We start from the raw sequence: 22,038 nt of genomic DNA, 5'->3' as shown, positions 1-22,038 counted from the left end.
GGCCACCTCCGGAAAGCGCTGGAAAAACCGGACGATATGATGTGTTCATGAAAAAAGATATCCCTGCCTCCAGGCGGGCGGGCTATCGTTGCCGTCATAAAAATCCGGGCGGCGGGAAACCGCGAAAGAGCCGGGGAATATCGTGGAAACACGCAAGGGAACAAAAACAAATCGCGCCGGCCTTGGAAAAGGGAATGCGTTTCCGCGCGCGGAGGTGCATTCGCCGCCATAATCGTGCCGCGACCGCAAATACTGGAGGGGGCCTGCATCGATTTTTCGGGCATGAACGCTATTTCCATGACGCACGCAATTCCGGCATGATGGCGGCTTGGTCGCCTTCGCCGGCGGATTTCCTATGCGCAGGCCTCCCGCCCGAGGCTTGGGCCACATTCAATGGTTTTGAAAAAGGGGACTTTCCATGCTGAAGAAACTCGCACTTGCCGTCTCACTCTCCGCCTTCGCGGTGGGTGCGGCCCATGCCGCCGACGTCGTCGTTTCGTCGAAGATCGACACCGAAGGCACGCTGCTCGGCAACGTCATTGCGCTCGCTCTCGAAGCAAACGGCATCAAGACGCAGGACCGCATCGCGCTTGGCGCAACACCCGTCGTGCGCAAGGCGATCACCGCCGGCGAAATCGACATCTATCCCGAATATACCGGCAATGCCGGCTTCTTCTTCAACAAGGCCGATGACGCTGCCTGGAAGAACATCGACCAGGGTTATGAGCTGGCGAAGAAGCTCGATTACGACGCCAACAAGATCGTCTGGCTGACGCCGTCGCCCGCCAACAACACCTGGGCGCTCGCCGTGCGCAGCGATGTCGCCGGTCCGAACAAGCTGAAGAGCCTCACGGACTTCGGCAAATGGGTCGCCGGCGGCGGTGCCGCCAAGCTTGCCGCCTCCGCCGAATTCGTCAATTCGGCCGGCGCGCTCCCCGCCTTCCAGACGACCTACGGCTTCCAGTTGAAGCCCGACCAGATGGTCGTTCTCTCCGGCGGCGACACGGCGGCAACGATCAAGGCGGCCGCCGACCAAACGAACGGCGTCAACACCGCCATGGTCTACGGCACCGACGGCGCCATCGAAGCGGCTGAACTCACCGTTCTCGAAGACGACAAGAACGTGCAGCAGGTCTATGCCCCGACGCCGATCATCCGCGAAGAGGTGTTGAAGGCCAATCCGAAAATCGAGGAGGTGCTCTCGCCGATCTTCAAGAGCCTGACCGCCGACGAGTTGCGCAAGCTCAACGCCAAGATCCAAGTCGACGGCGAGCCGGCAAAGTCCGTCGCCGAAGCCTATCTCAAGGAAAAGGGCTTCCTGAAGTAATCATCGCTCGCTCCGCCCGATTGCGGGCGGAGCCCCCTTTGCTGATAGGGTTGGGCTGATGTTGGCCAGACAGGTGATTTGATGGAAGAAACCTTAGCGGTCCGCAGGCTGGACCGGCTCGGCGTGGTTCTGGTGGCCGGCGGCATCGCGTCGACTGCACTGATGCCTTTCATCTACGTGAAGGCAAACCGCATCGCCGCCGGCAAGCCGATGCTGCTGATGCAGCTTCTTCCCCAGCCTTCCGTCGTCATCCTGACCGTGCTTCTCCTTCTCACCGCCTTCGCCACGCTGTTCCTCACCAATGCGATCGCGCGGCTTGTCATCGCCACACTCTGCCTTGCGGCGCTGATCGTTGCGATCGGCCTCGTCTCGACGGCGGCAACGCCCCCCGGCAGCACGGTAGCGCGCATGACGCCCGGCGGCGGCTTCTGGGCGCTGTTTGCGGTGATCGGGCTCGTGATATCAGATGCGCTTGTCAAAATCCGGCTGGCGCCATGGATGCGGGTGGCAGCCCTTGCAGCCTATACGGCGCTGCTCTTCATCTCGCTCTCCTCCGGCCTGCTCGACAGCCTTTCGATCATGAAGGAATTCTCGACGCGGGCCCCGCAATTCGAGACCGAAGCGCTCTCGCATCTGCTGCTGGCGTTCGGCTCGCTTGCCATCGCCATTATACTCGGCCTGCCGCTTGGCATCCTCTGCTTCTGGGTGCCGAAGCTGCGGGCCATCGTGCTGCAGGGGCTGAGCCTCATCCAGACGATCCCGAGCCTGGCACTCTTCGGCCTATTGATGCTGCCGCTCGGCTATCTCGCCACCCATGTGCCGCTCGCCGCCGCGATCGGCATCCGCGGCATCGGCACGGCGCCTGCCTTGATTGCGCTGGTGCTCTATTCGCTGCTGCCGATCGTCGCCAACACCGTCGTCGGCCTTCAGGGCGTCGACCCCTCGGTGCGCGATGCTGCGGCCGGCATGGGGCTGACGCGCTTGCAGATTCTGACCGGCATCGACATGCCGCTCGCCTTTCCCGTCATCCTCACCGGCATCCGCATCGTACTGGTGCAGGCGATCGGCATGGTGACGATCGCCGCGCTGATCGGCGGCGGCGGCTTCGGCATCTTCATCTTCCAGGGGCTCGGCCAGACGGCCATGGATCTCGTCCTGCTCGGCGCCGTGCCGACCGTCTTCTTCGCCTTCTCATCGGCCGTCATCCTCGATGCGGTCATCGACAGCATCCGGGGAACCGCCGCATGACCATGATCGAGATCAGGAACGTCACCAAGCGCTACGGCCCGGCCACCGTCGTCGACAACGTCTCGATGAGCGTCGAGAAGGGTGAGATCACCGTCATCGTCGGCACGTCGGGCTCGGGCAAATCGACGCTGATGCGGATGATCAACCGACTGGTGCCGATCACCGAAGGCGAAATATCAGTCGGCGGACAGAATGTGATGGACGTTCCAGTGACGGAGCTTCGCCGCAAGATCGGCTATGCCATCCAGGGACACGGCCTGTTTCCGCACCGGACGGTGGCGCAGAATATCGCCACCGTGCCGCAGCTTCTCGATTGGGATTCCGCCCGCATCGCCAAACGCGTCGAAGAACTGCTCGGGCTTTTCAACCTCGATCCGGCAACCTTTGCCGACAAATATCCGCACCAGCTCTCGGGCGGCCAGCAGCAGCGCGTCGGTGTGGCCCGGGCGCTGGCGGCCGAGCCGGAACTGCTGTTGATGGACGAACCCTTCGGCGCGCTCGATCCCGTCATCCGCGGCAAGGCGCAGGACGACCTGCTGGCGATCCAGAAACAGTTCGGTACGACGGTTATTCTCGTCACCCACGACATGGACGAGGCCTTCCATCTCGGCAACCAGATTGCAGTGATGAGCCAGGGCAGGTTGCTGCAATGCTCGACGCCGGAAAAGATCCTCACCGAACCCGCCGATCCCTTCGTGCAGCAATTGACCGGCACGTCCGACCGGGCCTTGAAGCTGATGTCGCTGCTGCCGCTGAAGGAGAGCATGGAGCCGGCCAAGAACGGTCTCGCCTATGCCCTGCCGCAGTCGCTCAGCCTGCGTGATGCGCTGGCCGAAATGATCTGGCAGGGGGTCGACGAGGCGGCGGTGCAGGACGGCGAAAAGGCGCCGGTTGGCTCGATCTCGATGACGCGGCTTCTCGAACTGGGCCGCAAGGCATGAAGCTCGTCGTCGCCAATCTCTTCCGCCTGGCGGCGCTGGCTTTGCTGCTCATCCTGCTGTTCAGGACGGAGTGGCTTTCCTTCCTGCTGGTGCCGCTGACCAGCAACAATGCGCCTGCCGTCTATACGCGGAACAGCCTTGCCTCGCTGGCCGGCGGGCATCTGCAGCTGGTGATCGGCTCGATTGTCTGCAGCGCCGTGCTTGCCGTTGTCGGCGGCATCTTCGTGACGCGGGAAAGCGGGGCTGACTTCCTGCCGCTGTCGCGCGCCATCGCCAATGCGGGGCAGACCTTTCCGCCGGTTGCGGTGCTGGCACTCGCGGTTCCCGCCACCGGCTTCGGCGCCATGCCGACGCTGATCGCGCTCTTTCTCTACGGCCTGCTGCCGATCTTCGAAAACACCGTCGCCGGCTTGAAGCAGGTTTCGCCGCAGGTTCTCGATGCCGCCGACGGCATGGGCATGAACGGCACGCAGCGGCTGCTGCGGGTCGAGCTGCCGCTTGCCCTGCCGCTGATCCTCGAAGGGCTGAAGGTGGCGACCGTCATCAATATCGGCACGGCGACGATCGGCTCGACGGTTGCGGCAAAGGGCCTCGGCGAGGTCATCATCGCCGGGTTGATTTCCGACAATACCGCCTTCATCCTGCAGGGCGGCCTGATCGTCGGTCTGATGGCGGTGCTGATCTATGACGCCATGGGTCTGGTCGAAGCGGCGATCACGCGAAGAATCGGCTTGCGCGCGGCGTAGGAGGACGAGTACCAAGACTGCCCTGATGGATAAGAATGGGAGGCAGAATTGGCGAAGATGATCCACTCCATGATCCGCATTCTCGATGAGGCGCGCTCCGTCGAATTCTACGAGAGGGCCTTCGGCCTTTCGGTCGCCGACCGCGTCGATTTCGAAACCTTCACGCTGATCTATATGAGCAATGCCGAGACCGGCTTCGAGCTGGAACTGACCGTCAACAAGGGCCGGACTGCGCCCTATGACCTCGGCAATGCCTATGGCCACCTCGCCGTATCGGTCGAGGAGGTGGCGGTCGAGCGGGAGCGGCTGTCGAAGCTCGGGCTCAATCCGGGTGAATTGATAGAGCTCAACCGCGACGGCAAGCTCTTCGGTCTGTTCTTCTTCGTCAGCGATCCCGATGGCTACAAGATCGAGGTGCTGCAGCGCCACGGCCGGTTTCTCTGACGCATCGTGCCGAGCCGGATTGCGGCGGCACACATCCAATCTCCCGATAATCCCACAGCTTCGAGCGGCATAAACTAGGAGCCCGCCCATGATCGAGAAGACCGAGCTCAATTCCGGCTGGACGCTCTCCTGTAACGATACAGCAAGACCCGGCCTGCCTGCCGCAATCCCCGCAACGGTGCCGGGCTGCGTGCATCTCGACCTTCTCGCCAACCGGCTGATCCCCGATCCCTATATCGACGTCAACGAGATCAGCAGTGACTGGATCGGCAAGACCGACTGGACCTATCGCTGCACGTTCGAGGCGATGCCTGACGATGGCAGGGTGCAGGAACTCGTCTTCGACGGGCTCGATACGATCGCGGTGATATCCCTCAACGGCGAAGAGATCGGCCGCACCTTCAACATGCACCGCACCTATCGTTTCGATGTTTCCCAGCTGCTGAAGGCTGGCCAGAACGAACTCACCGTCACCTTCCGCTCGGCTTACGCCTATGGTGCGGAGATGGAAGAACATTACGGCTACCGTCCCAACAACTATCCGGGACCGGGCAATCTGATGCGCAAGATGGCCTGCAATTTCGGCTGGGACTGGGGGCCGACGCTGGTGACGGCGGGCGTCTGGAAGCCCGTCCGGCTGGAAAGCTGGGATCGGGCGCGGCTTGCCGAAACGCGGGTGTCGGCGACACTTGCCGGCGGCGACGGGCTGTTGAAGGTGCATGCCAGGCTGGCGCGGCATGGCGGCACGACGCCGTTGAGGCTTGTCGCCGAAATCGGGGGCGTACCCAAAACGCTGGCGATTGACGCTGACGAAGACGAGATCGCCTTCGAGCTTACCCTCCCCTCGCCGCAGCTCTGGTGGCCGCACCATCTCGGCGCGCAGCCGCTTTATCCGATGACGATCAGGCTGATCGGCGAGGCCAGCGACGATCTGCTCGACGCTCACGAGCGCGAACTCGGGTTCCGCTCGCTGCGGCTCGATACCTCCGCCGACGAGCATGGCTCGGCCTTCACCTTCGTCATCAACGACGTACCGCTTTTCATCTGCGGGGCGAACTGGATTCCGGACGATTGTTTTCCCCCGCGGGTGACGGCTGAGCGTTATGCCGCTCGGATCGAGGAGGCAAAGGCCGCCAATATCCACATGCTGCGCGTCTGGGGCGGCGGCATTTTCGAGGCCGACGAATTCTATGAGGCCTGCGACCGCGCCGGCATGCTGGTCTGGCAGGATTTCCTCTTTGCCTGCGCCGCCTATCCGGAGGAGGAGCCGCTCAAAAGCGAGGTCGAGGCGGAGGTGCGTGACAATGTCGTGCGGCTGATGCCGCATGCCTCGCTGGTCCTCTGGAACGGCAACAACGAGAATATCTGGGGTTTCGACGAATGGGGCTGGCGGCCGATCATCAAGGCGGGCGAAAGCTGGGGCCTCGGTTATTATCTCGACCTGCTGCCGAAACTCTGCGTCGAACTCGATCCGGACCGGCCCTATTATCCCGGCAGTCCCTATTCCGGCTCGATGCAGATCGAACCCAATGCCGACGGCCATGGCTGCAAACATATCTGGGACGTGTGGAACGATGTCGGCTACGAGGTCTACCGCAACTATATCCCGCGCTTCTGCTCCGAATTCGGCTGGCAGGCGCCGCCGGCCTGGGCAACGATCGAAGAAAGCGTGCACGACGCGCCGCTGACGCCGCAATCGAACGGCGTCTTCCACCATCAGAAGGCCACACAAGGCAATGACAAGCTGATCCGCGGCCTGTCCAGCCATTTGCCGGAGCCGCGGACAATGGATGACTGGCACTTCGCCACCCAGCTCAACCAGGCGCGCGCCATCCGCTTTGGCGTCGAACACATGCGCTCGCATCGGAATATCTGCAAGGGTGCGGTGGTCTGGCAGTTCAACGATTGCTGGCCGGTGACCTCATGGGCCGCGCTCGATTCGGCCGGACGCCGCAAGCCGCTCTGGTATGCGCTGAAGGCAGCCTATGATCCGCGCCTGCTGACGATCCAGCCGCGCGGCGGCGGACTTGCCGCGGTGGCCGTCAATGAACGGACGCTGTTCTGGCGGGCGAAGATCAGCGGCAAACGCGTGACGCTCGACGGCACCGTACTGGCCGAATTCGAATTCTGGCGCCTGCTCTGCGATCGTTTCGAGGCAAAGGAATTTCCGCTGCCCGAGGATATCGTCACCCCCGGCTTACCGAAGAACGAGCTCATCGTCGTGCAGATGCTCGACCGGCGCGCCTTCCATTATTTCGTCGAGGATATCGAGCGTGCCTTGCCGGCACCGCAGCTGACGGTCGATGTCGTCGGGATCGACGGTGGGTATGAGGTCAAGGTGACGGCGCAAAACTTCCTCAAGGATCTCTGCCTGATGGCGGATCGACTGCATCCGGATGCCGTTGTCGATTCGATGCTGGTGACGCTGCTGCCGGGCGAGAGCCATGTCTTTGTGATCAAGACGGCAAAGACGATCGTGGCAGACGATATTGTCATCGGCACCGTGCTGCGATCGGCCAACGATCTCGTCGCCAAACACTAAAAAGGCCCCGCATCCGCGGGGCCCTTCCAGCTCGGCCTATCGGACGACGTTACATCCAGTAAGGCGGCACGCCGTAGTAATCATAGACCCGGCGGCCATTGTCGTTGTACCAGGTGTCGTCATCGTCCGAATAGCTCGGGGCGCCTTCGATCTGCTCCTTGGTCAGGTCGATGCGATAGCCATCCAGCTGGGTGTCGTAGTTCAGCTTTTCCCAGGGAAGCGGATAATGGTCGTGACCGATGCCCAGGAAGCCGCCGAAGCTCAGCACGGCATAGGCGACACGGCCGTCGAGCTTTCCGATGATCAGCCGTTCGATCGAGCCGATATGCCTGCCATCAGGCCCATAGACACGGGTGCCTTCGACGCGGTCGCTGGCGATCAGCGAGTGCGTGACCTTGACATTCGGGTCACGGCGGGTGGCGTCAGTATCCTGGTTCAACATTGTGCACCTCCTTTTGGTGTTTCCTCATGGTGAGTATGCAAGATCAACGTCATGGCGGACTCAAAGTTCCCCATCCTTTCCATGATCGTGCGCGGGCGGAATGTTGACGTTTACGTCAAGGTTAGTATAGCTTCATTCGGCTTGAACCATTCAGGCAATCGCATAAGCTGCCGGACTGGAAGATGGAGGATCTTTCCGGTTATCTGCCGAATGATGTCGGCGCGGCGGCCGCAGGGGAGAGAGACAGATGAACAGCATTTCCGTCCATCCAAACGGCGCCAGGCCGGACAAGCCCTGGCTTGCCGCCTATCCCGATATTGTTCCGGCAGAGATTCCGCCGCTGGAATATGCCTCGCTTGCCGAACTGCTGGAAAAATCCTGCGCCCGTTACGCCGACCGGACCGCCTTTTCCAGCATGGGCAAGGGGATGCGCTACCGCGAACTGGAGAGCCAGACGCGCAAACTCGCCGCCTGGCTGCAGAGCACCGGCCTTCAGAAGGGCGACCGCGTCGCCGTGATGATGCCGAACGTGCTGCAAAACCCGATCGCCACCTATGCCATCCTGCGCGCCGGCCTCGTCGTGGTGAACGTCAACCCGCTCTATACGCCGCGCGAACTCGAACACCAGTTGAAGGATTCCGGCGCCAAGGCGATCTTCGTGCTGGAGAATTTCGCCCGCACGGTGGAGCAGGTTCTCAACAAGACCGACCTTCGCCATGTCGTCGTCACCTCGCTCGGGGAAATGCTGGGGCCAAAGGGGCTGATCGTCAATTTCGTCGTGCGCAAGGTGAAGAAGCTCGTTCCCTCCTGGTCGATCCCTCAGCACAAGAGCTTCGGCCAGGTGCTCCGCGAAGGTGCGGGAAAAAAGCTCCAGCCGGTCACGCTGACAGGCAGCGACATCGCCTTCCTGCAATATACCGGCGGCACGACGGGCGTTGCCAAGGGCGCGGTGCTGACGCATCAGAACCTGCTCGCCAACAAGGTGCAGCTGTCGCTCTGGCTTCGATCCGCCTTCGAGCGCAAGAAAGAGCCGGAGGTGCTGAATTTCCTCTGCGCCCTGCCGCTCTACCACATCTTCGCGCTGACGGTGAATTCGCTGATGGGCATGTCGCTCGGCGCCCACAATATCCTGATCGCCAATCCGCGCGACATTCCCGGTCTCGTCAAGGAATTCGAAAAGTCGAAGGTCCATATCTTCCCCGGCCTCAACACGCTGTTCAATGCGATGATGAACAATGCCGATTTCGCCAAGCTCGACTTCTCCTCGCTGATCATGTCGCTCGGCGGCGGCATGGCTGTGCAGCGCCCGGTCGCCGACCGCTGGCTGAAGATGACAGGCACGGCAGTCACAGAGGGCTACGGCCTTTCCGAGACATCGCCGGTTGCCACCGCCAACCGCTTCGATTCGGCGGAGTTCACCGGCACGATCGGCCTGCCGCTTCCCTCCACCGACCTCGATATCCGCGACGAGGCGGGCAATTCGCTGCCGCTCGGCGACGTCGGCGAGATCTGCATTCGCGGGCCGCAGGTGATGGCCGGCTACTGGCAGAAGCCTGAGGAGACGGCGCGGGTGATGACCGATGACGGCTACTTCCGCTCAGGTGACATGGGCTTCATGGACGACCGCGGCTATACCAAGATCGTCGACCGCAAGAAGGACATGATCCTCGTCTCCGGCTTCAACGTCTATCCCAACGAGATCGAGGAAGTCGCCGCCATGCATGCCGGCATCCTCGAGGCCGCAGCCATCGGCGTGCCGGACGGACATTCGGGCGAGGCGGTAAAACTCTTCGTGGTCAGGAAGGATCCGAACCTGACGGAAGCGGAGGTCAAAGCCCACTGCATCGCCAACCTCACCAACTACAAGCGGCCGCGCTTCATCGAGTTCCGCACCGAGCTGCCGAAGTCGCCTGTTGGTAAGATCCTGCGCAAGGACCTGCGCGGCTGAATTTGACGAATTTAAAGTGTTACAGCGTCCTTTGCGCGTCTTTCGGACGCGCGGCGCTGTAATGAAATTAAAGCCACCCGCTTGCCGCGGGTGGCTTTTTTCCATTTCGGCAGGTGGCTGAACTTGATTTGCGAGTGAGAAAGCGAATAGTTTCCGCAACCTTTCCGCCTCCAAAGGAGCCTCCCATGAACGCCATCGTCGAACAGCTGAAAAGCACCGCTGATGCCACCAAGGCGACCGATATCCGTGCCGCCTTCGCCGCCGATTCGGAGCGCTTTTCGCGCTTTTCCGTCTCGCTTGACGACCTGTTGATGGATTTTTCCAAGACGGCGGTGAATGACGACATCCTCGAGCTCTTGGTGAAGCTCGCCGAAGACGGCGGCGTCGAGAAGAAGCGCGAGGAAATGTTCTCCGGCAAGGCGATCAATTTCACCGAGGACCGCGCCGTTCTGCACACCGCGCTGCGCAACCGCTCCAACACACCGGTTCTGATCGACGGCAAGGACGTCATGCCCGACGTCAATGCGGTGCTTGCCGCCATGGGCAAGTTTGCCGACGACGTCCGCTCCGGCACGCTGAAGGGCGCCACCGGCAAGGCGATCACCGATGTCGTCAATATCGGCATCGGCGGCTCGGATCTCGGCCCTGTCATGGCGACGCTGGCGCTTGCCCCCTTCCATGACGGTCCGCGCGCGCATTTCGTCTCCAATATCGACGGCGCCCATATCGCCGACATCCTGAAGCTGGTGCAGCCGGAAACGACGCTGTTCATCGTCGCCTCGAAGACCTTCACCACCGTCGAGACGATGACCAATGCGCAGACGGCCCGCAACTTCATCGCCAAGGCGCTCGGCGAAGCCGCCGTGCAGCACCACTTCGCCGCCGTCTCGACGGCACTCGACAAGGTCGCCGCCTTCGGCATCGACAGCGGCCGCGTCTTCGGCTTCTGGGACTGGGTCGGCGGCCGCTACTCGATCTGGTCGGCGATCGGCCTGCCGCTGATGATCGCCGTCGGGCCGGAGAATTTCGGCAAATTCCTCGACGGCGCGCATGCCGTCGACAATCATTTCCGTAAGGCGCCGATTACCGAAAACCTGCCGATGCTGCTCGGCCTGATCGGCTTCTACCATCGCAATGTGCTGGGCTACCCCACCCGCGCCATCCTGCCCTACGACCAGCGCCTGTCGCGCTTCCCGGCCTATCTGCAGCAGCTTGACATGGAATCGAACGGCAAGGGGGTCACCATTGACGGCACGCCGGTCGAGGGCAATTCCGGCCCTGTCGTCTGGGGCGAGCCCGGCACCAACGGCCAGCACGCCTTCTACCAGCTCATCCATCAGGGCACGAGCATCATCCCGGCCGAATTCATGATCGCCGCCAACGCCTTCGAGCCGGAGCTGCGCCACCAGCACCAGCTGCTGATCTCCAACGTTCTCGCCCAGTCGGAAGCGCTGATGAAGGGACGCACTTTCGAAGAAGCCAAGAAGCAGCTGACCGACAAGGGCATGGACGACAAAAAGGCCGATTTCATCGCGCCGCACCGCGTCTTTAACGGCAACCGGCCGTCGATCACCTTCGTCTACGACAAGCTGACCCCTTACGCGCTCGGCCGCCTGATCGCGCTCTACGAACACCGCGTCTTCGTCGAAGGCGTGCTCTTTCGCATCAATTCCTTCGACCAGTGGGGCGTCGAGCTCGGCAAGGAACTGGCGACGGGCCTGCTGCCGGTCGTCGAAGGCAAGGAAAGTGCGGCATCGCATGACTCGTCGACGCAGGGCCTGGTTGCGGCGCTGGCGAAGCTTGCGAAGTAACCGTTCAAGATTTGCCCCTCACCTAACCCTCTTCCCGCGCGCGGGGAGAGGGGACGTGCCACGCGAGACGTCAATGGGAATCGAGAGGCCGCGGCATTGTCCCTTCGCCCCTTTTACGGGGGTCCGAAGGACGGGGCGAGACACGTGGCTCGACCCCGGTTGGTGCCGGCAGGCGGATGAGGGGCGAAGCTGGGCTTGAGCCCTAAAGCCCAATCTCGCGTGCCCAGGGCGGGTTGGCGCCGGCGCGGGAGACGGTGACGGCGGCGGCTTTGGCGCCGAGGGTCACGGCGTTGCGCAGCGCCTTTTCGTCAAGATTGGCCACCTGAGGCTTGGTCAGCAGATTATCCATCTTCAGCGACGCGAGGATGCCAGCGTCGAAGGTATCGCCGGCGCCGACCGTGTCGACGACGGTGACCCGTTCGCTCGGGACCGTCACCTTGCGCTCCTTGGTATAGCCAGAGGCGCCTTCCGCGCCCTTGGTGATGACGACGAGCTTGGCGCCGTGGTTCAGCCAGTGGGCGGCGAGCGCATCATGGTCGCCTTCCAAGCCGAACCATTCGAGGTCCTCGTCGGAGAATTTGACGATGTCAGATTTAGCGGCCATGCGCTTGATGCGGGCCATATGCGCCGGCTTGTCCTTGATGAAACCCGGACGAATATTCGGATCGAGCGAGATGACCCGGCGAGCGGCTTCGCGGTCGAGAAGCGCCTCGTAGGTTTCGCCGCAAGGGCTCGGGATCAGGCTGATTGCGCCGAAATGCAGCGCCTCGCAATCGTCACCGAGAACAGGCAGGTCGGCCGTGGTGATCATGCGGCCGGCGGTGCCTTCGTCGTAGAAGGCATAGGTCGCCTGGCCGTTCACCAGCTTGACGAAGGCGATGGTCGAGGGACGCGGCGTAATGGCGCATGGGCTGTAATCGACATTGCTCGCCTTCAGCGTTTCCAGCAGGATTTCGCCCATCATGTCATCGGCGATGCCGGTGAAGAAGGCCGTGGGGATGCCGAGGCGGCCGAGCGCGATTGCGGTGTTGAAGATCGCGCCGCCGGCATAGGGGGCGAAGCCCTTTTCGCCCAGCGTCGTGTCCCTCGGCAGCATGTCGATCAAGGCTTCGCCGCAGCACAAAATCATCGTATTCCTCCCAACAGCATCTATACGTTCATCAACCGATTAAGCGAGCTTTTGTCAACTGGCTAGAGCGAAAGCTCACTAACCCCACCATTCCTTCCCGACCAGGCCAGCGGCGCATCGAGGAAGGCCTCGACTTCCGACAGCGTCTTGTCGTCGAAGAGCTTCTGCTCCTTGGCGACGGCCAGAACATTCCGCCAGGTGGCGATGTGATGCAGCCTGACCTTGCCGTCGGCAAAACGCTGTTCACCGAAGATGCCGTAGAAGAACAGCGCGATGCCATGATCGACGACGCCGCCGGCGGCACGGACCGCATCGATGAATTTGAACATGCTGCCGCCTGCTGTCGTCAGGTCTTCGATGACGAGCACGCGCGAGCCTTCCGGCATATTGCCTTCGATCTGGGCGTTGCGGCCATGGCCCTTCGGCTGCTTGCGGACATAGATCATCGGCAGGCCGAGACGATCTGCCAGCAGGGCGGCGAAGGGGATGCCGGCGGTCTCGCCGCCGGCGATGCAATCGAACTGCTCGAAACCGGCATCGCGCAGCAGGGTGCTGGCGGCGAAATCCATCACCGTCGAGCGGATGCGCGGAAAGGAGAGCAGCTTGCGGCAATCGATATAGACCGGGCTCGCCATGCCGGAGGAGAGTTTATAGGGCTGAGCGGCATTGAAATGCACCGCCTTGATCTCCCAGAGCATCTTGGCCAACAATTCGGCCATCACGGCGCGGTCGGGAAATGTGGTCTGGATCATGCGGCTCTCCTTCGGCTTGGATCCTTGCGGGAATAGCAGCAAGAGCCCGACGTTTCCAGACGAAAGGCGCGCTCATGCCAGCAGCAGACGGCCGATATCGGCGATCTGCATCTTCTTGAACAGGGCAATCGCCTGAGCGCCCTCCTCCGCATCCAGCGAAACGGCATAACGCACGCCGGCGGCAAGCAGCTGCATCGTCAGCCGCGCGATCGCCAGCAGCTCCTTGCGGTCGCGATCCGGCCATAGACGGATCAGCACGGCGAGAAATGCCTGGGCATGAAATTCCATGTCCTCGGCATCGACCTGCTGCAGCAGCTTGTCGGTATGGGTCGCATGCCAGATGTCGCGCATAACGGGCTCGCGGCGGAAGAAGGCATAATATTCATCAGCGATATTGGTGAGCGCGCGCTGCAGGGCCGCAGCGTCGGTCACCTTCGCCAGTTCCTCTTCGACGCACCGCCTGCCCTGCTCGTTGAAGCGCTCGGCCAATGTGCGGATGATCGAGGTCTTGTCGGGGAAATATTGGTAGAGGGCGCCGAAGGAAAGACCGGCCTTTTCGACGATCTCGCTCATCTTCAAGCCATCGCTGCCGTGGCTTTCGATCAGTTGCGAGGCAACCGCGAGGATCTTTTCGAAGCGCTCGCGGCCGCGCTGCTGGCTGGGGATGCGGCGCGGCTGGCCGGTAGACTCCTGCTGGCGCCTGCGCGTTGCGACCGGCTGTTCCGACATAATCTCTCCTTTCCCACGTTGACAAACAAAATAAGAGAGATTATCTCATTTTGCAAATGAGAGAGTTTCTCTTGTTTGCAACATTTGGAAGGAGTTTTGACATGCAGACTTCCGAAATCGTCATCGTCGGCGGATCGGGAAAGACCGGCGGCCGCATCATCAGGCGTCTGGAAGCGCGCGGCCTGACCGTTCGCGCGGCGTCGCGCTCCAGCGCCCGTCCCTTCGACTGGGAGGACAGGTCGACCTGGCGCGGCGCACTTGAGGGCGCATCGAGCGCCTATGTCGCCTTCCAGCCGGACCTTGCCGTCGCCTGGGCGGCGGAGGCGATCAAAGCGCTCGCTAAGGTCGCCGTGGAATGCGGCCTTGAGCATATCGTGCTGCTCTCCGGCCGCGGCGAAGAGCGCGCGCAGCGCAGCGAAGCGGCGCTGACCGCTTCCGGCATCGATACCACCATCCTGCGCGCCTCCTGGTTCTGCCAGAACTTCAGCGAGGGCGCCTTTGTCGACCAGATCATTGGCGGCCGGCTGCAATTGCCGGCGGGCGAGATCGGTGAGCCCTTCATCGATGCCGACGACATCGCCGATGCCGCCGTCGCCGCCTTGACCGACCCGCGCCACCGCAACCAGACCTACGAACTGACCGGCCCTCGGGCGCTGACCTTCCGGCAGGCGGTCGGCGAAATCGCCGCAGCCACTGGGCGGCCGATCGAATATCAGCAGGTCTCGATGGCGGATTTCACCGGCGGGCTTGCGGCTGCCGGCCTGCCTCAGGGCCTGATCGATCTTCTGGAGGAGCTCTTCGGCCAGGTGCTCGATGGGCGCAATTCCAACGTGATGGGCGGCGTCACCGAAATTCTTGGCCGCCCCGCCACCGATTTCAGCGAATATGCCCGCCAAACCGCGGCAACCGGAATATGGAGCGCCTGACTATGCAGATCATTCTCATCCTCTCCCTCGCGGCGGCGGCGATCGGCAGCGGCCTTGTCGCCGGCATCTTCTTCGCCTTCTCGACCTTCATCATGACCGCCTTCTCGCGGATTCCGGCAGAGCAAGGCATCGCGGCGATGAACTCGATCAACGTGACGATCGTCCGCTCGCCCTTCATGGGCCTCTTCGTGCCGACGGCGATCCTCTGCATCGTCATCGCCGTGCTCGCCCTGATCGACTGGCGCGGCGGGGCATCTTTTCTGATGCTGGGCGGAGCAGCCCTCTATGTCTTTGCCTCTTTCGTCTCGACCATCGTCTTCAACGTGCCGATGAACGATGCACTGGCGAAGGTCGGCGGCAATGGGCCGGAAGCGGTTCAGCTCTGGACCAGCTATGTCAGGGACTGGACATGGTGGAACCATGTGAGAACAATCGCCTCGCTACTGGCCTCGGTGGCCTTCGTGCGGGCGCTGATGATCGTTTGAATGATTGCTTCCCGACGATCCGACGTCCCCGTCAGGAATCGGGTGGTTGGTTCGCGGCCGGCGTGTGAACATGAGCCGATTGCCGCGAAAGGACCGCCATGTTCACACTTCACGATTATCTGCCGTCGCAAAATGGCTGGAAGGTCAGGGTTTTGCTCGGCCTGCTCGACATACCCTACCGCAGTCGTATCGTCTCGATCTTCGAGGGCGAGAGCCGCACCGAGGCGTTCCTGAAACTCAATCCGGTGGGCGCCATTCCGGTCCTCGAACTCGACGACGGGCGTCCGATCGGCGAATCCAATGCGATCCTCACTTTTCTCGCCGAGGACACGCGCTTCCTGCCGTCAGACCACTATCTGCGCGCCAAGGTGATGCAATGGCTGTTCTTCGAACAGTATCATGTCGAGCCGGTCATCGGCTCGCTGCGCTTCTGGACATTGACGGGACGGCTGGAGCGTAGCCAGAGCATGGTTGCGGGCAAGCGCGAAGCCGCAACCCGCGCCCTCGCCGCCATCGATCACGGCCTGACCGACAGCCCATTTCTTGTCCGCCAGGAGCTGACGATCGCCGATATCGCCGTTTACGCCTATAGCCACCGGGCCGAGGATTGCGGGTTTTCTCTTGCGGCCTATCCCGCCTTCGTCGCCTGGTCTGACCGCGTTGGAGATGCCATCGGGGCCGATTATCCAGTCTATCCCTATAGCATCGACCCGCACTCCAATGCCGGCGCGATGCCCTAGACTACGTCTGCTCGCAGAAGACGATGCGGTTGCTGAAGGGGTCGATGACGGTCATCTCCAGCCCCCACGGCTCTTCCTCGACACCGGGCTTCATGTAGCGGTAGTCCTTGCCTGAGAGTTCGGCGTGATAGGCCCGGACATTGGCGACGCGGACGAAGGCCTTGGCGCCGGGGCTGGCGTCGCCGGAATGTTCGCTCAGGTGCAGCGCCATGCCGTCACGCGAAACCTGGCAATAGAGCGGAAAATTTTCGCCGAAACGGTGCTCCCAATCGAGACGGAAGCCCAGGAAGCCGCAATAGAATTCCAGGGCTTTTTCGACCGAGAAGATGCGGAAGATCGGCATCGGCGGCTCGATGCCGATGACCGAGCGGGAGGCGCCCGCCTCCTCTATCTTGGCCGAGAGAATATTCCATTGATCGAGCCCGAACTGCCGGGCAACGATTTCGAGCGTTTCGCTGTGGGTGAGCGAAATGTCGCGGTCGGCCAGGGCCTGCCGCAATGTTTTTGCCATGAGCTTGGCATCGCGAAAATCGCGCATGAAGTCATCCTTCCGTTGACGGCAAACAGGAAGATCGGTGCCCGCGTCTGCTGACCCGTTCGCCATCGATCGCCTAACGGCAAGGATGTGAAGGATGTTGTTTGATGCATTCACCATAACGCCAGAGCGTCAAACTCGAGCGTCGCGGGGCGGCTGGCCGCATCCGGCCGAAGGCGATAGTATGAGAGGATCGATCGGCGATCAAGACGCGGTGCGCGCTGCCTCGACGGGAACGGCCTGCAGATGGCCGGCAAGCTCGACACGGTTGCGGCCGGCGCGCTTGGCGACATAGAGCGCCTTGTCGGCGGCACTCAGCATGGCGTCGAAATCCTGTGGCTTCGAGCGGCCGGGCGCGACGCCGACGCTGACCGTGCATGTCAGCACCTCGTCATCGATATGGATCTCGCGCGCCTCGAAAGCCCGGCGGATGCGCTCGGCCGTCAGTTCCGCCCGGCCGGGCATGATTTCCTTCAGCACCAGCGCAAATTCCTCGCCGCCGAGCCGGGCGGCGGTGTCGCCGGTGCGGCAGCTGGCCGCGAGTTCGCCGGCGAAGACCTTGAGCACGCGATCGCCGGCAGCATGGCCGAAGCGGTCGTTGACGGATTTGAAATGGTCGATGTCGAAGACGATGACGGCGGTGGTCGTGCCCATCGGGCGCGTTCCGTACTCGTCGAACAGGGCGCGGCGGTTGAGCAGGCCGGTCAGCGGATCGGTGATCGCATCGAGACGGTGGCGGGCAGCGAGCCGCCATTGATGCAGCGCCAACGACAGCGCACCGATCCCGGTCATGCCGGCGATGCAGACGGCGAGGCTGAGATCCTCCGCCCAGTTGCTGGGCGCCTTGCCGAGCACCAGCTTGCCGTCGGAGATCAGCACGGCGGCGCAGAGAACGAAGGAGATCGCCGTCAGCGTATAGAGCGCGGTAATGCCGAGGAGCGGCGCGGGTGCTTCGGCACGGGCGAGCCAATATTGCCGGGCGGTGGCAAAGAGCAAAAGGGCGATAGCGAGATTGTCGGCGATGAAGGCCAGGCCGTCATACCCTGATAGCATCGGCACGACGGAGAAGACCATCGCGGCAAGCGCGCGGATCGCGATGGCCGGGATAGACAGGCGGCCGGTGAGGAACTGTCTGCCTGCCCCCCATATGGTGGCAAAGCCGGCATGAAACAGCACGAAATTGGCAACGCCCAGCCATGTCTCCGGCGTATTGACGTAGGCGCTGTAGACGAAAATGCCGCTGACGACGAGGACCAGGCCGATGGTGGCGGTGAGCAGCACCGTTTCCGCCCGGCGGACAATCCAACTGCCCATCAGCGTGACGGCAAGGCATGCCGCGGAGACGCCGAGCGCCAGCAAGAGAGAGTTATAGTCAAGCGTCATGCTTTTCAGTCTCCGCAGCTGTTGCCGCGCCAGATGTTGGCAGCTTATGGGCTCCGCGACGAGGAATGTCTTATGCATCCGTTAACAAATGATGCACTGCACAATGCAAATGTTACGCGTTTAACGTCGCGCCGAAATTTAAGATGAATATTCTATTTAAAATTGAATTCAGAAAGCTTACGCCTGCTGCACCACCTGCCAATGCAGGGGAAACATCGGATCGAACACCGTCACCGGACCGGCTCCGGTTTCAATCCTCGCGGGAAAGACGACCGGCTCGGCCTGCCTTGACAGGGTGATGCGCTCCTCGTTCGGCTGGAGCCCGTACCAGGCCGGCCCGTTCAGCGACACGAAGGCTTCGAGCCGCTCCAGGGCGCCCTCCTGTTCGAAGACATGGGCGAGGCAGCTCATCGTATTGACCGAGGTATAGATGCCGGCGCAGCCGCAGGCGCATTCCTTCAGCGGATCGACATGCGGGGCGGAATCCGTGCCGAGGAAGAAGCGGGCGTCACCGCTGACGGCGGCCGCACGCAGAGCCAGCCGGTGGTTTTCGCGCTTGGCGACCGGCAGGCAGTAATAATGCGGGCGGATGCCGCCGACGAGGATGGCGTTGCGGTTAATGATCAGATGGTGGGTGGTGATCGAGCCGGCGAGATTGCCCTTGGCCGCCTTGATGTAATCGACGCCATCCGATGTCGTCACGTGCTCCATCGTCACCTTCAGCTCCGGCAGGCGCTGCCGCAGCGGATCGAGCACGGTGTCGATGAAGACGGCCTCGCGGTCGAAGATATCGACATCCGGCGTCGTCACCTCGCCATGGACGCAGAGCGGCAGGCCGATCTTCGCCATGCGCTCCAGCACCGGCATCGCCTCTTCCATGTCGCGCACGCCGCCATGCGAATTGGTCGTGGCGCCGGCGGGATAAAGCTTCACGGCGGTGATGAGGCCGCTGTTCTTCCCCTCCTCCACGTCATCGGGGCTGGTATGTTCGGTGAGATAAAGCGTCATCAACGGCTGAAAGCGATGGCCGTCCGGCAAGGCCTTGAGGATACGCTCGCGATAGGCCTTGGCGTCAGTGGTGGTGACGACAGGCGGCACGAGATTGGGCATGATGATGGCGCGGGCGAAGGTGCGGCTCGTATCGGCGATCACGCCCTCCAGCATGGCGCCATCGCGCAGATGCAGGTGCCAGTCATCAGGACGGCGAATGGTGATCGATTGCATGGCAGGCCTCCGAAGCGATGCGTCTGCGGCCTCGATAACACTAAAGCGCGTCGCATTGAAATTGAATCATGCGACGCGCTTTAGCTCTTTTTTTCATGAATGTCGCGCGGCATCACGCCAGCGCAATCTCCAGCGTCACATCGGCCGGGCGGCGGTTTTCGAGGATCAGCCGGCCGTTCGGCAGGTCGTTGCCGTAGACCTTGGCGCTGGCGGCCTCTTCGGTGAGCTTATAACCGCGCCAGCGCGCCCAGAGCCTCTCCTCGAGCACCTCGATCGGCGGCGCCAGCATGATCGAAAAGTCGAAGACGCCTTCGAGTTCGGCCCATTTGCCCAGCGAAAACAGCAGGTAATTGCCCTCGACGATGATGAAGCGGTGATCGGGGGAAACAGGGCGGGCCGAGGCGATGGCGAGTTCACGCGAGCGGTCGAAGACCGGCACCAGAACCTCCTGATCGGCCAGCCTGACGGCGCGGATGATATCGAGGAAACCACGAACGTCGAAGGTCTCGGGGATACCCTTGCGCGCCAGCAGGCCGCGTTCGATCAGGATGGCGTTGTCCATGTGGAAGCCATCCATCGGCAGGACTTCGGCACTTTCGCCCCTGGCTTTCAGCGCTTCCGCCAGATTGTCGGCCATGGTGGATTTGCCGGCACCCGGCGGTCCGGCGATGGCGATCAGGAAACGTTTGGAATGGCCGGCGCGGTCAAGAACTGCGCCGGCGATTTCGTCGATGCGTGCCGTCATGCCGCGACGGGCTCCGTCGGCACCGCCTTGGCGCCGGTCATGAAGGCGACGGCGTCGGACATGGTGTATTCCTTCGGATCGATCACCGTCAGCCGCCGGCCGAGGCGGTGGATATGGATCCGGTCGGCCACTTCGAAGACATGCGGCATGTTGTGGGAGATCAGCACGATCGGCAGGCCGCGGGCCCTGACATCGAGGATCAGCTCCAGCACGCGGCGGCTTTCCTTGACGCCAAGGGCTGCCGTCGGTTCGTCCATGATGATGACCTTCGAGCCGAAGGCGGCGGCACGGGCGACCGCGACACCCTGGCGCTGACCGCCGGAGAGCGTTTCCACCGCCTGGTTGATGTTCTGGATGGTCATCAGGCCGAGTTCGGACAGCTTGTTGCGCGCCAGCTTTTCCATGGCCGGCCGGTCGAGCATGCGCAACATGGAGCCGAGCACGCCCGGTTTGCGGATCTCGCGGCCGAGGAACATGTTGTCGGCGATCGACAGCGCCGGCGACAAAGCGAGATTCTGATAGACGGTCTCGATGCCGGCCTCGCGCGCTTCCATCGGCGAGCGGAACTGCACCTGCCGGCCTTCGAGGGTAATCACCCCCTCGTCCGGGGTGACAGCTCCCGATATCGCCTTGATCAGCGAGGACTTGCCGGCGCCGTTATCGCCGATGACGGCGAGAATTTCACCCGGATAGAGGTCGAAATCGGCATTGTCGAGCGCGGTCACGCGGCCATAACGCTTGACGAGACCGCGGGCGGTGAGAAGGGGTTCGCGAGCCATGATTACACCGAAACCTTTCTGATCCACTGATCGATGGCGACGGCGGCGATGATCAGCACGCCTGTCAAAAGGACTTTCCATTGCGGGTCGGCGCCGAGCATGTTGAGGCCCATCGAGACGACGCCGACGATCATGGCACCGAAGAGCGTGCCGAGAATGGAGCCGCGGCCGCCGAACAGCGAGATGCCGCCGATCACAGTCGCGGTGATCGCCTGGAGGTTAAAATCGGTGACGGCCGAAGACGGAGAGATCGAGCCGTTGCGGCCGATCGAGACCCAGGCGGCCAAGCCGGCAATGACGCCTGATATGGCATAAACGGTCAGCAGCACCTTCTTGGTCTGAATGCCCGAGAGCTTGGCTGCCTCCGGATCGTCGCCGACGGCATAGACATGCCGGCCCCAGGCGGTGTGATTGAGGACATACCAGAGCACCAAGACGAGCAGCACCATGGCGATGACGCCGAGGGTGAGCACGGCGCTGCCGAGCTTGAAGCTCACGGCGAAAAGATGCAGCAGGGGCGCCTTTTCGTCGACGTCGGTATCGCGGATCGTCTCATTGGCGGAATAGATGAAATTCGTCGCCATGACGATGTTCCAGGTGCCGAGCGTGACGATGAAGGGCGGCAGTTTCATGTAGGCGACGAGGAAGCCGTTCAGCAATCCGCAAAGGCCGCCGACAAGCATGCCGGCTGCGACCGCGATCGGTGTCGGTATGCCGTAAGTGATCGCGACATTGCCCATGATGACGGCCGAGATCACCATGATGACGCCGATCGAAAGATCGATGCCGGCGGTCAAGATGACCAGCGTCTGGGCGACGCCGAGAATACCGACGATGGCGATCTGCTGCAGGATCAGCGTCAGCGTATAGGACGAGAAGAACCGTCCGCCGATGGTGATCCCGAAGATGACGATCGCCAGCACCAGCACGATCAGCGGCACGGCGGCCGGCGTCGAGTGCAGAAAATGCTGCGCGCGCTTGATCAGCGAGACTTTCTCGTGCTCGAAGGAGGCAACGCTCTTGTCGCTGCCGTCGAGGACACGTTCGAATTCCTGTGTTCCGGTCATGGTTCCTCCTCCGCATCCGCGCGCCGAACTCGCGCGGGGGCCGTCACCGATATCCATCCGGTCTTTGATTAGCCGGTTCGTGAGGCGACGGCACA

General features: G+C 62.3%; 22 protein-coding genes. 12 read left to right on the top strand and 10 right to left on the bottom strand.

All coding sequences use genetic code 11. The features are described 5' to 3' along the window. Positions 1–47 precede the first annotated feature (47 nt). From U5G49_RS00705 to U5G49_RS00675, 7 genes are all read left to right on the top strand, one after another. Entirely contained in the window at positions 48–425 is a 378-nt protein-coding gene (locus U5G49_RS00705) for a hypothetical protein (RefSeq protein WP_193446300.1), read from the top strand. Then, entirely contained in the window at positions 419–1,327 is a 909-nt protein-coding gene (osmF, locus tag U5G49_RS00700; protein ID WP_003545119.1) for a glycine betaine ABC transporter substrate-binding protein OsmF, read from the top strand. The genes U5G49_RS00705 and osmF overlap by 7 nt, the downstream gene beginning before the upstream one ends. Positions 1,328–1,408: 81 nt before the next feature. Then, on the top strand, positions 1,409–2,575 hold the full coding sequence (locus U5G49_RS00695; protein ID WP_193446301.1) for an ABC transporter permease: 1,167 nt from the start codon (positions 1,409–1,411) through the stop codon (positions 2,573–2,575). Continuing rightward, complete coding sequence (locus U5G49_RS00690; RefSeq protein ID WP_018244606.1) at positions 2,572–3,516, top strand: ABC transporter ATP-binding protein; 945 nt, start codon at positions 2,572–2,574, stop codon at positions 3,514–3,516. The genes U5G49_RS00695 and U5G49_RS00690 overlap by 4 nt, the downstream gene beginning before the upstream one ends. After that, positions 3,513–4,262, top strand: coding sequence for an ABC transporter permease (locus U5G49_RS00685; RefSeq protein WP_193446302.1), 750 nt, complete (start codon positions 3,513–3,515; stop codon positions 4,260–4,262). Before U5G49_RS00690 ends, U5G49_RS00685 begins: the two co-directional genes overlap by 4 nt. 48 nt (positions 4,263–4,310) lie before the next feature. Next, the gene (locus U5G49_RS00680; protein ID WP_193446303.1) at positions 4,311–4,706 is read left to right on the top strand and encodes a VOC family protein; all 396 of its coding nucleotides are present in this window, start codon (positions 4,311–4,313) and stop codon (positions 4,704–4,706) included. Positions 4,707–4,794: 88 nt separating this feature from the next. Further along, positions 4,795–7,248, top strand: coding sequence for a glycoside hydrolase family 2 protein (locus U5G49_RS00675; protein WP_193446304.1), 2,454 nt, complete (start codon positions 4,795–4,797; stop codon positions 7,246–7,248). A 49-nt stretch (positions 7,249–7,297) separates the two neighbouring features. Here U5G49_RS00675 and U5G49_RS00670 read toward each other — a convergent pair whose 3' ends face one another. Beyond that, positions 7,298–7,690, bottom strand: a complete 393-nt coding sequence (locus U5G49_RS00670) for a PRC-barrel domain-containing protein (protein WP_018244602.1) — start codon at positions 7,688–7,690, stop codon at positions 7,298–7,300. Between the two features lie 247 nt (positions 7,691–7,937). Between U5G49_RS00670 and U5G49_RS00665 the strand changes: the two genes are divergently transcribed. Then, positions 7,938–9,638, top strand: a complete 1,701-nt coding sequence (locus tag U5G49_RS00665; RefSeq protein ID WP_193446305.1) for a long-chain fatty acid--CoA ligase — start codon at positions 7,938–7,940, stop codon at positions 9,636–9,638. Between the two features lie 185 nt (positions 9,639–9,823). Further along, the gene (pgi, locus tag U5G49_RS00660) at positions 9,824–11,449 is read left to right on the top strand and encodes a glucose-6-phosphate isomerase (RefSeq protein ID WP_193446306.1); all 1,626 of its coding nucleotides are present in this window, start codon (positions 9,824–9,826) and stop codon (positions 11,447–11,449) included. A gap of 202 nt (positions 11,450–11,651) precedes the next feature. Here the strand turns inward: pgi and U5G49_RS00655 are convergent, their stop codons facing one another. The 3 genes from U5G49_RS00655 to U5G49_RS00645 form a co-directional block, all read right to left on the bottom strand. Next, the gene (locus U5G49_RS00655; RefSeq protein ID WP_193446307.1) at positions 11,652–12,578 is read right to left on the bottom strand and encodes a carbohydrate kinase family protein; all 927 of its coding nucleotides are present in this window, start codon (positions 12,576–12,578) and stop codon (positions 11,652–11,654) included. A 62-nt stretch (positions 12,579–12,640) separates the two neighbouring features. Continuing rightward, on the bottom strand, positions 12,641–13,330 hold the full coding sequence (locus tag U5G49_RS00650; protein ID WP_028731601.1) for an orotate phosphoribosyltransferase: 690 nt from the start codon (positions 13,328–13,330) through the stop codon (positions 12,641–12,643). Between the two features lie 72 nt (positions 13,331–13,402). Beyond that, positions 13,403–14,059: a TetR/AcrR family transcriptional regulator gene (locus tag U5G49_RS00645; RefSeq protein WP_193446308.1), complete on the bottom strand. Its 657-nt coding sequence runs from the start codon at positions 14,057–14,059 to the stop codon at positions 13,403–13,405. Between the two features lie 101 nt (positions 14,060–14,160). Here U5G49_RS00645 and U5G49_RS00640 point away from each other — a divergent pair, with 101 nt between their 5' ends. The 3 genes from U5G49_RS00640 to U5G49_RS00630 all read left to right on the top strand — a co-directional run bounded on the left by U5G49_RS00640 (position 14,161) and on the right by U5G49_RS00630 (position 16,210). After that, positions 14,161–14,985, top strand: coding sequence for an NmrA family NAD(P)-binding protein (locus U5G49_RS00640; protein WP_193446309.1), 825 nt, complete (start codon positions 14,161–14,163; stop codon positions 14,983–14,985). Beyond that, positions 14,973–15,470 (top strand): anthrone oxygenase family protein, encoded by a 498-nt coding sequence (locus U5G49_RS00635; protein ID WP_018244595.1) that lies wholly within the window; start codon positions 14,973–14,975, stop codon positions 15,468–15,470. The genes U5G49_RS00640 and U5G49_RS00635 overlap by 13 nt, the downstream gene beginning before the upstream one ends. Before the next feature lie 98 nt (positions 15,471–15,568). After that, positions 15,569–16,210: a glutathione S-transferase family protein gene (locus U5G49_RS00630; RefSeq protein WP_193446310.1), complete on the top strand. Its 642-nt coding sequence runs from the start codon at positions 15,569–15,571 to the stop codon at positions 16,208–16,210. A 1-nt stretch (position 16,211) separates the two neighbouring features. Here the strand turns inward: U5G49_RS00630 and U5G49_RS00625 are convergent, their stop codons facing one another. The 6 genes from U5G49_RS00625 to U5G49_RS00600 all read right to left on the bottom strand — a co-directional run bounded on the left by U5G49_RS00625 (position 16,212) and on the right by U5G49_RS00600 (position 21,943). Continuing rightward, positions 16,212–16,748: a glyoxalase superfamily protein gene (locus U5G49_RS00625; RefSeq protein ID WP_193446311.1), complete on the bottom strand. Its 537-nt coding sequence runs from the start codon at positions 16,746–16,748 to the stop codon at positions 16,212–16,214. A gap of 201 nt (positions 16,749–16,949) precedes the next feature. Then, the gene (locus U5G49_RS00620) at positions 16,950–18,128 is read right to left on the bottom strand and encodes a GGDEF domain-containing protein (RefSeq protein ID WP_182563754.1); all 1,179 of its coding nucleotides are present in this window, start codon (positions 18,126–18,128) and stop codon (positions 16,950–16,952) included. 177 nt (positions 18,129–18,305) lie between these two features. Next, positions 18,306–19,352 carry a dihydroorotase gene (gene pyrC, locus U5G49_RS00615; protein WP_193446312.1) on the bottom strand — a complete coding sequence of 349 codons (1,047 nt, stop codon included), beginning with the start codon at positions 19,350–19,352 and terminating at the stop codon, positions 18,306–18,308. A gap of 112 nt (positions 19,353–19,464) precedes the next feature. Then, complete coding sequence (locus U5G49_RS00610) at positions 19,465–20,097, bottom strand: nucleoside triphosphate hydrolase (RefSeq protein WP_113542686.1); 633 nt, start codon at positions 20,095–20,097, stop codon at positions 19,465–19,467. Beyond that, positions 20,094–20,876, bottom strand: a complete 783-nt coding sequence (locus U5G49_RS00605; RefSeq protein WP_112905852.1) for an ATP-binding cassette domain-containing protein — start codon at positions 20,874–20,876, stop codon at positions 20,094–20,096. Before U5G49_RS00605 ends, U5G49_RS00610 begins: the two co-directional genes overlap by 4 nt. A 2-nt stretch (positions 20,877–20,878) precedes the next feature. Then, complete coding sequence (locus U5G49_RS00600; protein WP_193446313.1) at positions 20,879–21,943, bottom strand: ABC transporter permease; 1,065 nt, start codon at positions 21,941–21,943, stop codon at positions 20,879–20,881. Between the last annotated feature and the right edge of the window lie 95 nt (positions 21,944–22,038).

This window comes from Rhizobium indigoferae, from assembly GCF_034554815.1.
In the GTDB taxonomy this organism is placed as follows: domain Bacteria; phylum Pseudomonadota; class Alphaproteobacteria; order Rhizobiales; family Rhizobiaceae; genus Rhizobium; species Rhizobium leguminosarum.
The sequence above is the reverse complement of the archived record's forward strand: the minus strand, read 5'-3'. Positions and strand labels throughout refer to the sequence as shown.

Bases quoted from the DNA above. Each gene is read 5' to 3' on its own strand.
- U5G49_RS00675 (WP_193446304.1), top strand. From the start codon at position 4,795: ATGATCGAGAAGACCGAGCTCAATTCCGGCTGGACGCTCTCCTGTAAC.
- U5G49_RS00690 (WP_018244606.1), top strand. From the start codon at position 2,572: ATGACCATGATCGAGATCAGGAACGTCACCAAGCGCTACGGCCCGGCC.
- osmF (WP_003545119.1), top strand. From the start codon at position 419: ATGCTGAAGAAACTCGCACTTGCCGTCTCACTCTCCGCCTTCGCGGTG.
- U5G49_RS00665 (WP_193446305.1), top strand. From the start codon at position 7,938: ATGAACAGCATTTCCGTCCATCCAAACGGCGCCAGGCCGGACAAGCCC.
- pyrC (WP_193446312.1), bottom strand. From the start codon at position 19,352: ATGCAATCGATCACCATTCGCCGTCCTGATGACTGGCACCTGCATCTG.
- U5G49_RS00630 (WP_193446310.1), top strand. From the start codon at position 15,569: ATGTTCACACTTCACGATTATCTGCCGTCGCAAAATGGCTGGAAGGTC.
- U5G49_RS00600 (WP_193446313.1), bottom strand. From the start codon at position 21,943: ATGACCGGAACACAGGAATTCGAACGTGTCCTCGACGGCAGCGACAAG.
- U5G49_RS00605 (WP_112905852.1), bottom strand. From the start codon at position 20,876: ATGGCTCGCGAACCCCTTCTCACCGCCCGCGGTCTCGTCAAGCGTTAT.
- U5G49_RS00610 (WP_113542686.1), bottom strand. From the start codon at position 20,097: ATGACGGCACGCATCGACGAAATCGCCGGCGCAGTTCTTGACCGCGCC.
- U5G49_RS00650 (WP_028731601.1), bottom strand. From the start codon at position 13,330: ATGATCCAGACCACATTTCCCGACCGCGCCGTGATGGCCGAATTGTTG.
- U5G49_RS00685 (WP_193446302.1), top strand. From the start codon at position 3,513: ATGAAGCTCGTCGTCGCCAATCTCTTCCGCCTGGCGGCGCTGGCTTTG.
- U5G49_RS00625 (WP_193446311.1), bottom strand. From the start codon at position 16,748: ATGCGCGATTTTCGCGATGCCAAGCTCATGGCAAAAACATTGCGGCAG.
- U5G49_RS00640 (WP_193446309.1), top strand. From the start codon at position 14,161: ATGCAGACTTCCGAAATCGTCATCGTCGGCGGATCGGGAAAGACCGGC.
- pgi (WP_193446306.1), top strand. From the start codon at position 9,824: ATGAACGCCATCGTCGAACAGCTGAAAAGCACCGCTGATGCCACCAAG.
- U5G49_RS00655 (WP_193446307.1), bottom strand. From the start codon at position 12,578: ATGATTTTGTGCTGCGGCGAAGCCTTGATCGACATGCTGCCGAGGGAC.
- U5G49_RS00705 (WP_193446300.1), top strand. From the start codon at position 48: ATGAAAAAAGATATCCCTGCCTCCAGGCGGGCGGGCTATCGTTGCCGT.
- U5G49_RS00620 (WP_182563754.1), bottom strand. From the start codon at position 18,128: ATGACGCTTGACTATAACTCTCTCTTGCTGGCGCTCGGCGTCTCCGCG.
- U5G49_RS00635 (WP_018244595.1), top strand. From the start codon at position 14,973: ATGGAGCGCCTGACTATGCAGATCATTCTCATCCTCTCCCTCGCGGCG.
- U5G49_RS00695 (WP_193446301.1), top strand. From the start codon at position 1,409: ATGGAAGAAACCTTAGCGGTCCGCAGGCTGGACCGGCTCGGCGTGGTT.
- U5G49_RS00645 (WP_193446308.1), bottom strand. From the start codon at position 14,059: ATGTCGGAACAGCCGGTCGCAACGCGCAGGCGCCAGCAGGAGTCTACC.
- U5G49_RS00670 (WP_018244602.1), bottom strand. From the start codon at position 7,690: ATGTTGAACCAGGATACTGACGCCACCCGCCGTGACCCGAATGTCAAG.